The sequence below is a fragment of the Peribacillus sp. NPDC060253 genome (assembly GCF_042727425.1).
GTDB lineage: Bacteria > Bacillota > Bacilli > Bacillales > DSM-1321 > Peribacillus.
In genome coordinates, this window is the sequence record NZ_JBHXAS010000024.1 from 41,694 (window position 1) to 51,321 (window position 9,628).

At 40.5% G+C, this 9,628-nt stretch carries 9 protein-coding genes; all 9 read right to left on the reverse strand.

Annotated features, from left to right (window positions below):
- Positions 1 to 117 precede the first annotated feature (117 nt).
- The 9 genes from ccsB to ahpC all read right to left on the reverse strand — a co-directional run bounded on the left by ccsB (position 118) and on the right by ahpC (position 9,580).
- Positions 118 to 1,296, reverse strand: coding sequence for a c-type cytochrome biogenesis protein CcsB (gene ccsB / locus ACFWE9_RS08930; protein WP_230156910.1), 1,179 nt, complete (start codon positions 1,294 to 1,296; stop codon positions 118 to 120).
- Positions 1,289 to 2,938 (reverse strand): cytochrome c biogenesis protein ResB, encoded by a 1,650-nt coding sequence (resB, locus tag ACFWE9_RS08935; RefSeq protein WP_377356512.1) that lies wholly within the window; start codon positions 2,936 to 2,938, stop codon positions 1,289 to 1,291. Before resB ends, ccsB begins: the two co-directional genes overlap by 8 nt.
- Before the next feature lie 18 nt (positions 2,939 to 2,956).
- Entirely contained in the window at positions 2,957 to 3,487 is a 531-nt protein-coding gene (gene resA / locus ACFWE9_RS08940; RefSeq protein WP_230156908.1) for a thiol-disulfide oxidoreductase ResA, read from the reverse strand.
- Between the two features lie 211 nt (positions 3,488 to 3,698).
- The gene (locus ACFWE9_RS08945; protein ID WP_230156907.1) at positions 3,699 to 4,439 is read right to left on the reverse strand and encodes a pseudouridine synthase; all 741 of its coding nucleotides are present in this window, start codon (positions 4,437 to 4,439) and stop codon (positions 3,699 to 3,701) included.
- Between the two features lie 307 nt (positions 4,440 to 4,746).
- Positions 4,747 to 5,286 (reverse strand): spore maturation protein, encoded by a 540-nt coding sequence (locus tag ACFWE9_RS08950; RefSeq protein ID WP_230156906.1) that lies wholly within the window; start codon positions 5,284 to 5,286, stop codon positions 4,747 to 4,749.
- A 1-nt stretch (position 5,287) separates the two neighbouring features.
- A complete protein-coding gene (locus tag ACFWE9_RS08955; RefSeq protein WP_230156905.1) occupies positions 5,288 to 5,881 on the reverse strand; it encodes a nucleoside recognition domain-containing protein in 594 nt (197 codons plus the stop codon).
- On the reverse strand, positions 5,874 to 7,034 hold the full coding sequence (locus ACFWE9_RS08960) for a D-alanyl-D-alanine carboxypeptidase family protein (RefSeq protein WP_230156904.1): 1,161 nt from the start codon (positions 7,032 to 7,034) through the stop codon (positions 5,874 to 5,876). The genes ACFWE9_RS08955 and ACFWE9_RS08960 overlap by 8 nt, the downstream gene beginning before the upstream one ends.
- 163 nt (positions 7,035 to 7,197) lie before the next feature.
- On the reverse strand, positions 7,198 to 8,844 hold the full coding sequence (locus ACFWE9_RS08965; protein WP_230156903.1) for an FAD-dependent oxidoreductase: 1,647 nt from the start codon (positions 8,842 to 8,844) through the stop codon (positions 7,198 to 7,200).
- Positions 8,845 to 9,016: 172 nt separating this feature from the next.
- Entirely contained in the window at positions 9,017 to 9,580 is a 564-nt protein-coding gene (gene ahpC, locus ACFWE9_RS08970; protein ID WP_057217417.1) for an alkyl hydroperoxide reductase subunit C, read from the reverse strand.
- Positions 9,581 to 9,628 lie beyond the last annotated feature (48 nt).

Sequence of the window (9,628 nt, forward strand, 5' to 3'; positions counted from 1 at the left end):
TATATCACTTTTAAAGTAAGAGACAGAAAAAGGGATCATTCTCCAGAAAAATCGATAAGCCATCTCCTCGACGTTTCTATCAAAAGACCCCCTTCATCTAATTATTACAATACAGAATCAAGCATATGAATGCAAACCAGCAATAACAAGATTAACGAATATTAAGTTAAAGATCATGATGGCAAAACCGATGACGGCAAGCCAAGCTGATTTTTCCCCTTGCCAGCCCTTAGACATACGCAGATGTAAGAAAGCTGCATAAAACAACCAGGTAACGAGTGCCCAGACCTCTTTTGGGTCCCAGCCCCAGAATCTTGTCCAGGCCACTTGAGCCCAGATCATTGCAAAAATAAGTGCACCGAGTGTAAAGATTGGAAAACCGATAAGAACTGAACGATAACTAATCTCGTCCAATAAATTCAAATTCACATTTTTAACGATCGGTTTTATCAATGCTGCCACCCTTTTACGAGCAATCAATCTTATTAGACCATAAAGGACGAGTCCCATTCCGATTGACCAAATGACAGTATTCAATTTCTTAGCATTGATCAGTGGAGGCATGCTCGCCATCGGTTCAAATCGATCCGGCTCAATTAGTTTCCCTTCATTGGGACCCACTAAAGCAGGCAGGTTGAATTCCTGTTTAACCTCCGCACCGTGTTTATCGACCCAATCAAAATTCGCTTTATAATCCATCGCTGAAAAAGTTGAAGTGATGATGACAAAAGCAATGGCGCTGACTAATGTGAACATGATGAATTCTAGCCAGAACGTTCTTTTACTGGATTGTGTTTGATCGACGAATTTAACCAGATAGATGATGGCTGCAATGAAACTTATCGCTAGAATCGACTGTCCGGCCGCTGCCGTCGTCACATGAATATGAAGCCAATCGCTCTGCAAAGCAGGTATAAGTGGCGCTATTTCTGTAGGGAACATACTTGCATATGCGATTATCAATAACGCAATCGGTAAAGCGAATAACCCAAGTGCAGGTGTTTTATAAAGGAAATAAATTAAAATGAAAGCACCGACCAGCATCATTCCGAAAAAGGTCGTAAATTCGAACAGGTTACTTACCGGGGCATGGCCGGCAGCAATCCATCTTGTGATGAAATACCCTATTTGCGCAGCAAAACCGAGAATGGTGGTGAAAATGCCCAGTTTAGCCCATTTATTTTGTTTCTTTTCCTCCGCTCCCCGTTTATCCTTTATCGCCCCTCCAAATAAAAAGGTAGCGACAAGATATAATAAGAAAGCTGCATATAAAAAGTTACTGCTTACTTCAGCCATTTAAAGCTTCCCCCTTTGTAGAAGATTTCTCCTCCTCAAGTTGATCCGTTGGTTCGCAAAGAGATGTAGATTCTAACGCTTGTTTTATATCTCTTTTAATACCGTGCCAGTTTTTATTTGTATGTCCGGCTATCAATATCTCATCGTCTTTCCTCTTAATCCATATACGCCGGTGATTCCAATACGAACCTTGGACCACACCCACCATGAAAATGATTCCACCTGAGAAAAGGATCCAAAGCGTTAAATCCTTCCTAACGGTCAAAGCCGTGACATCTTGGGTCTCCACACCATTAAAAGCCATTTTATACGTATTTTCCCCTAATGGCTCCACATTTTTTTTAATGGCTACAAAACTGACTTCACCCTCTGGCTTGTCCGGTGTATGCATTTTGAAGATAAATGCTGGATTATTCGGAATCTTCGATATCGTTCTAGGCTCACCTTTTTCATCGAACTCGAAATCGGGGAAATAGCTGATCAAATCAACAGAATAACCTTTACCCAAATCGTATTTCTTTTGAGGATCATTCAAATCAACCTTTAAGCTGCCAAACTTCTCTTCGGTTTTTTTGTTCATTAAATTAAAAGCCATCGTACTGAGTTCATCCAGTTTATAATCTACTTGGTAGAGGGCATAATGATCTTGTTTCAGAGGTTCATTGACTTTGATTTTAAAATCTTTAAGTTTTTCAAGATCCACTTTTTCCCCTGGTATGGTTTCTCCCTTGCGTTGATAGAGTGTGACATCGGATTGATAGGTCTTAACTATCGTACCTGTTTTATCTATTGCGGCACTGTATTGTTCATCTTCTTCATTTCCTTTGTCATACACGTCCAAGGTAAATTCATTATTCTGGAGATAGTATTCGCCATTGGTACCCGGGATTTCTTTTCTCTCGCCTTCCCTTAGCCAAAGGACTTTGTCGATATACATCCCAGGGACAGAACGCAATAATGCTCCAATTAAAAAAATGATAAGTCCAATATGATTTACATAGGGTCCCCAACGTGAAAATCGACCTTTTTCGGCAAGTAAATGACCGTTTTCCTCTCGTATATTATAACGCTGCCTTTTTAGTCGACTCTTTACTTCTTCAAGGTTTATATCTTGGTCTTCAAGCTTCGTCACTCCATAAATCCGCTGACGTTTCATGAATCCATCTTGACGAGTGACCCCTTGGTTTTTTAAAGATCGATATAAAGGAAAAAAACGATCGATACTGGCAATCAAAAGTGATATGCCCAGCATGCCAATGATAATCAAATACCACCATGAACTATACAAATTATGAAATCCGAGTTCATAATACAACTTTCCGACCCAGCCGTATTCAAGTTCATAATGCTCTGCCGGCGTCGCGGTTGAAGGGATGTACATTTCCTGAGGTAAAATCGTCCCGATAGCTGAAGCAACCAAAGCAAGGACAATGAGCGTCACTCCTACCTTTACGGAAGAAAAAAAGTTCCATATTTTATCAATGAACGTTTTTTGATAGGTTTGTGAGCGCCTTGCACTTCCTTCATATCGCATATCAATAAGCTTGTTTTCTTTGTCGTTACCAAGCAACATCCCGCATTTTTCACAAATTTTTGTGCCAAACGGATTTACATGACCACAATCGCATTTTACTTCTTTCATGTCAAAAACTCCCCAATATTATGGTTTAATTCTCTCCATATGCTTTTGGATGCTCTCTTCTGTCAAAGCTCCGGTGATGATATCTATCACTTTACCTTCTTTATCAACCAAAAAGGTGACTGGCAAAATATCCACTCGATAGGCATTTTCCACTTCCCTGCCTTTGTCGATCATGACAGGAAAGGTAAGATCATGCTTTGTAATGAAATTATTGACAGCATAGTTAGATTCCCCGACATTAACGGCTAATATTTCCACGCCCTGGTCTTTAAAGTTTTTATACTGATTTTGCATATAAGGCATTTCATATTCACACGGCTTACAATATGTACCCCAAAAGTTCAGGAAGACGCCTTTCCCTTTGTAATCGGACAGTTTATGCGCTTTACCTTCCATATCCGTCAAAACGAAATTGGGTGCATCGGATCCTTTTCTCAAACTTTCATTCTTATCTTTAGTGAAGTTCGTATAAAGGGCAAACACTAAAGCTGCACCTAAAAGCAAAAGAATGATGGTCCTGCTTATTAGGCGTCGCTTCTTTTTATTCATAGAAATCCTCCTAAGTCCACACCAAATTTAACCATACCATTATACCATCTACCACCAGGTCCCTTTTAATTACATTTCCGAAGGTTTTGTGACTTTCATTCCTGCTTCATGAAAGAATTTGTATTTACAGACTGTTTTCCACCACCTATTCTTCCACCATGGGAAGAATGGGGTAGTGGTTTCAACCTATTAATACAGGAAAAATTCTTTCTTACATTCTCCGTTGTTTAGGATCGGTCGATGCTAAAGTTCGCATTAATTTAACTTCATGCGGAGTCAATTCCCGGGAATCTCCTGCAGTTAAACCGTCCAAGGTCAAAAATCCATATTGTTCCCTCTTCAATTTAATGACAGGATGACCAATCGCTTCAAACATCCGGCGGACTTGTCTGTTTCTACCTTCATGTATCGTGATTTCAACAATGGCCGTTTCCTTATTTTTGTCGGTAGACAATACTCTAGTCCTGGCTGGAGCAGTCTTGCCATCCTCCAACTTGATACCTTTATCCAACTTTTTCAAGCTTTCACGCAAAGGCATCCCTTTCACTTTTGCCACATACACTTTATCTACTTCATGCTTCGGATGCATTAACGTATTGGCGAATTCTCCATCATTGGTTAAGATCAGCAAACCGGAAGTATCATAATCCAAGCGGCCAACTGGATAAATCCGTTCATTGATGTAAGGGAAATAATCCGTTACCACTTTTCTATTCTTATCATCCGAAACTGCCGAAATGACACCGCGCGGTTTATAGAATAAGAAATAAACAGGAGCTTCTTTTTCAAGCGGGACTTCATTAACTTGAACCTTATCATTAGGACCCACCTTCACACCTAATTCCTTCACTACTTTACCGTTCACTTTTACCTTACCTTCTAAAATCAACTCTTCTGCTTTCCGACGGGAAGCCAGTCCAGCATGCGCTATCACCTTTTGTAATCGTTCCATCTATCTTCACCCCATAGTATAATCATTCGTTTGTTAGTGTCTATACATACACAATCATACAATTATTACATATAGAGTGACAAAAACAAAAGGTTTTTCGCGATTAAGAGCTTTTCTTTTATTATTACACCAAATATGAGATGGTTAAATGGTTTGGTTTCCATAATGAGTGTAACATAGCTTTTTTTTCCATTCAAAAAAATGTTTCTTTTATATGTAAGTTTGATCCCATAAAAAATGATTGCCCAGCATAGTAATAGTTCAAGAAAAAAGACAAAAAAAGAAACGGGATTGCCCGTTTCCTCTCTTAATTCATTCCGAAAACCAGTGTGACGACGATAACAGCTGCTATGATCCCGACCAAATCTGCCAAAAGGCCGACCTTAAGGGCATCTCCCATTTTTTTGATTCCGACTGCTCCAAAATAAACGGTCAATACATAGAAGGTGGTGTCTGTACTCCCCTGAATCGTGGCAGCTAGGCGCCCAACAAAGGAGTCCGGACCATAAACCGATATCAGATCACTGGTCATTCCTAAAGCGGCCGTGCCTGATATTGGTCTAATAATCGCAAGCGGTAAAACCTCTGACGGAAAATGAAGCAGGGAAAGCAATGGGTCTAGTGATTGTACAATGAAATCCAATGCCCCTGATGCCCTAAATACTGAAATGGCAACAAGCATCCCTACCAGGAAAGGGATAAGGGAAAAGGACATGTTAATCCCTTCTTTCCCCCCCTCGACGAAAGTTTCATAGGTGGGGACTCTTTTCAATGTACCGTACAGTAATATAGAGAGAATCAAAATCGGTATCATCCAAATCGAGATAGTGGTCATCCAGTGCAACATCCTATTCCCTCCCGCTCCTCTTTCTCCTGTAATAAAAATATCGATCTATCGCGACTCCTCCAACGGCAGAAATGGCCGTAGCTATTATAGTCGGAAAAACGATGTCCGTCGGGGAGTGGGCATCGTAATTCATGCGGATTGCAATGACTGTCGTCGGAATCAACGTTACGCTCGAGGTATTGATCGCTAAAAAAGTGACCATAGATCGACTGACCGTTGCTTTACCGCCATTTAGTTTCTTTAGCTGCTCCATTGCTTTTATACCAAGTGGCGTAGCCGCATTACCCAGACCGAATGTGTTTGCCATCATATTCGATAGTATATACCCCATAGCGGGATGATTAGGAGGAACTTCAGGGAACAGCCATCTCATGAATGGCTTGAACAAGATGGATAGTTTATCAAGCAGTCCCGATTCCTCCGCTATTTTCATCAAACCCAACCAAAAAACAAGAATGCTCATAAGACCCAGACAAAGGGTGACCGCTTCCTTTGCGCTGACAAAAAGAGCCTCATTCACCTGATCCATCGTCCCATTAATCATGCCAAATACAATACCGATCACAGTCATTCCAACCCAAATGTAATTAACCATTGCGTTCGATTCCCAATACTGCTTCGAACATCTCAGCCCATGATGATTGGAATGATTGTTGTTTGAAGCTTTCTTTTGATTCCCCATAAAAAATCGAGCGTGTACCTATTTTCTTTCCATCGAGGTAGATGGAAGCTCTCCCGACAACATCCGGTATTTTCCTTTTATCTTTCCAAGCTTTCTGCGGTTTCAACAATTTCATTTTCACATTGACCAATTTTCTTTCATCTTTCGTGAGTGGATACGAAAAATCATTTTTAATATAAACATGCCCTTTATACGTTTTGTTTTGCATATTTTTTACCATGCCTTCAGGTAAAATTTCCGTTGGTTTATAATCCTTAAAAGCGGATTCGTACATTTGAATATGATCATTCCAATCATCAGGGCCATTCAATGTCACTGCGATTAGGCCATGCCCATTTTTTGTTGCCGTCGTGACCAAGGTGCGCTTTGCTAGTTTGGTATACCCTGTTTTCCCACCTGTGCAATACTCATATAATTGTGTAAGAAGGCGATTTTTGTTCTTCCAGACATAGTCCCATTGTTCTGTTGAATTACGGGCTCTGTGCTCCTTGGTGCCGGCAATCTTTACATATGTTTCATTTTGCATGGCATAACGAGTCAGTATAGCCATATCATATGCGGTTGAATAATGGTTTTCCGTATTATCCAGACCATGTGGATTCGAAAAATGGGTATTCTTCATACCGATTTCTTCTGCCTTTTGATTCATCATCCAGACGAATCCATCCAGGCTTCCACCCACCTTTTCGCTGATTGCCACTGCTGCATCATTACCTGAACGCAGCATCAAGCCATAAACCAAATCTTCAAGCTTAATCTTTTCTCCTTCTTTTAAATAAAGGGAAGAACCCTCCGTCCCGAAGGCATTATTGCTTATCTTTACTGTTTCATCCATTTGTCCCGATTCAATAGCCAAGATAGCCGTCATTATTTTCGTAATACTTGCTATGCGATTTTTTTCATGAGCTTTCACTTCATAAATGACCCTTCCGCTATCCTCATCCATCAAAATCGCGCTGTGGGCACTGACGGCTACATTTGCGTTGGCGCTTTGTACAGGTGCCATAAAAGACAGCAGGAGAATGACAATACACAGACTTGATAACCCTTTATATCGAAAACGCATGAGTGCCCCCTCGTCTCTTTACTTGTTTTTGTACAAGTTTATGCAAAGGGACAAGGGTTATGAATAAAAAGAATGTAAACCCCATGATATCCTCTGATTTTCAATGGTCATTTCCAATAAAAAAATCGATAGGGGGACAGTCCCCTATCGATTTAGTGTTCTATCATACTAACAATGCTGCGATTTCATCAATTTTCTTAGCTCCGAATACCACTTCTTCATCATTGATGATCATAGCCGGCACGCTCATGACTTTATATTTCTTTTTAATTTCCTGGAAATTGCTTATATCGACCATTTCAGCTTCAACGTTAGGGTTTTCAATAGCAATGCGTTGTGCGCCCACTACAACGTCTGGACAGTAGTGACATGACAATGAAACCATCACTTTGATGTTCGCTTTTTTACTGATTCCTTTAATTGAACTCAAGACGGCTGAATCCAAAGCTTGACCAGGTCCAGCCAGGTTGTAGATAGCCAAAATGAAGGAATTCAACTCATGTCCTCCTGGTACACCGTGGTATTTGACCCCACTGTATTCACCATTCGAATTTAATAAGGAAACGACAGGGAACTTATCTGCATTGATCTTTTCTTCAATTTCCTCATTTTCCCCTTTGTTGTATAACTCAATATGAAGCTTGTCGCCTAATTCCGCAACATCCAACAAGAAGTCGCGCAATTCGACTGATTTTGGCAAACTTTCATCGACGATGGAAACCAATGTTACTTCTTTCTCCATCTTGCCGAAGATTCCCTTTAATTGGCCACGTAACGCATCACTTAATAAAGCGCTCTTTCCTGCTGGGACTGCGGCCTGTTCTTTCTTCGCTGGCTTTTCAACCTCAGGCTCATCTTTAATGCCTAAGCGATCTTTTTCTTCTTCAATATATTTACCTGCATCCGTTGCAGCAATCGCTCCGTCAGATACAGCTGTGATAATCTGGCGCAAGGATTTTGGCCTTAAGTCTCCCGCTGCATATACACCCTTCACATTCGTTTTCATATCATCATCCGTGAGAATGTAACCAGCATGGTCCATTTCGATATGGCCATTGAAAATCTCTGTTTTCGGCTCATAACCAATGAATACGAATACGCCAAACGTATTGTCTTCTTCCTTCGCCTTATATTCAAATTCTTCTTTAGTCTCGTTGTTGATGAAACGGGCACTTTGGATCATCCCATCTCCATGCACCCCAAGGATCTCCGTATTAAATTTCACTTCAATCTTATCATTTGCCATTACTTTATCAACAATGGAAGGGGCACATGAGAAGCTTGATTCCCGTGCAATGATGGTAACTTTTGTGGCAAAGCGAGTCAGGAAGATAGCTTCTTCAGCCGCTGCATATCCTGCCCCGATAACGAAAACTTCCAACCCTTCAAAGAATTCACCATCACAGGTTGAGCAATATGCTACACCACGCCCGGTAAATTCCTCTTCACCTGGAAATCCTAGAGTTCTCGGAGTAGCACCTGTTGCAATGATGACGGCCCGTGCATGATAGTCTCCACCAAGAGTTTTAACGACTTTTACCTCACCAGAGAAATCAACGCCCGTTACATCCGCTTTGGCGAATTCTACTCCAAAATCTTCATTTTGAAGCTTCATTTCTTCAACTAATCTCGGGCCTGAAATATGGCGGATTCCAGGATAATTGGCTATTTCAGATGTAGTTGCGGCTTGTCCGCCCCCAGTGCCTTTTTCAAGAATTATAGTCTTTAATTTGGCTCTTCCTGCATAAACGCCCGCTGAGAGGCCTGCAGGGCCGCCGCCAATAATTAATAGATCATATATTTTTTTCATATTTGTTCTCCTAGCTGAAAAATAATACGTGCTAAACTGATTATTTTGAAAAACAAAAGGCACTTATTTTAGGTAAGTGCCTTTTGTCATTAGATACTTGTCAGAAACGAATTGTCCCCATTATCATAATCATGGGTCCATTAACCGGAGTAATGGATTTTCCCATTAAGAATTAAAGTTTACCTACAAGGTCTAGGCTTGGTTCTAGCGTTGCTTCACCTGGAGTCCATTTAGCTGGGCAAACTTTATCTCCGTGTTCTGCTACGAATTGTGCAGCTTGAACTTTTCTCACAAGTTCTTCAGCATTACGGCCAATTCCTAAGTCATTCACTTCGTATGCTTTAATTTGTCCCTCTGGATTTACGATGAAAGTTCCACGTAGAGCTAATCCATCTTCTTCAATCAAAACACCGAATTGACGGGATAAGACGTTTGCTGGGTCTGCTAACATAGGATATTGAATTTTACCGATTGTATCAGTAGCATCTGCCCATCCTTTGTGGCTGAAATGAGTATCTGTTGATACTGAGTAAACTTCACAACCAATTTCTTTGAATGTTTCATAGTTATCTTGAAGGTCAGCTAATTCAGTTGGACATACGAATGAGAAGTCAGCTGGGTAGAAAAAGAATACTGCCCATTTTCCTTTAACATCTTCAAGTGTAACTTCTTTGAATTCTCCTGCATGGTAAGCTTGTACTTTAAAATCTTCAACTTGTTTATTGATCAATGACATAATAAATTCCTCCAATAGCTTTTTTTTAATACGCTCCTATTTATAATC

Bases quoted from the DNA above. Each gene is read 5' to 3' on its own strand.
- resB (WP_377356512.1), bottom strand. From the start codon at position 2,938: ATGAAAGAAGTAAAATGCGATTGTGGTCATGTAAATCCGTTTGGCACA.
- resA (WP_230156908.1), bottom strand. From the start codon at position 3,487: ATGAATAAAAAGAAGCGACGCCTAATAAGCAGGACCATCATTCTTTTG.
- ACFWE9_RS08950 (WP_230156906.1), bottom strand. From the start codon at position 5,286: ATGTTGCACTGGATGACCACTATCTCGATTTGGATGATACCGATTTTG.
- ahpC (WP_057217417.1), bottom strand. From the start codon at position 9,580: ATGTCATTGATCAATAAACAAGTTGAAGATTTTAAAGTACAAGCTTAC.
- ACFWE9_RS08965 (WP_230156903.1), bottom strand. From the start codon at position 8,844: ATGAAAAAAATATATGATCTATTAATTATTGGCGGCGGCCCTGCAGGC.
- ccsB (WP_230156910.1), bottom strand. From the start codon at position 1,296: ATGGCTGAAGTAAGCAGTAACTTTTTATATGCAGCTTTCTTATTATAT.
- ACFWE9_RS08960 (WP_230156904.1), bottom strand. From the start codon at position 7,034: ATGCGTTTTCGATATAAAGGGTTATCAAGTCTGTGTATTGTCATTCTC.
- ACFWE9_RS08945 (WP_230156907.1), bottom strand. From the start codon at position 4,439: ATGGAACGATTACAAAAGGTGATAGCGCATGCTGGACTGGCTTCCCGT.
- ACFWE9_RS08955 (WP_230156905.1), bottom strand. From the start codon at position 5,881: ATGGTTAATTACATTTGGGTTGGAATGACTGTGATCGGTATTGTATTT.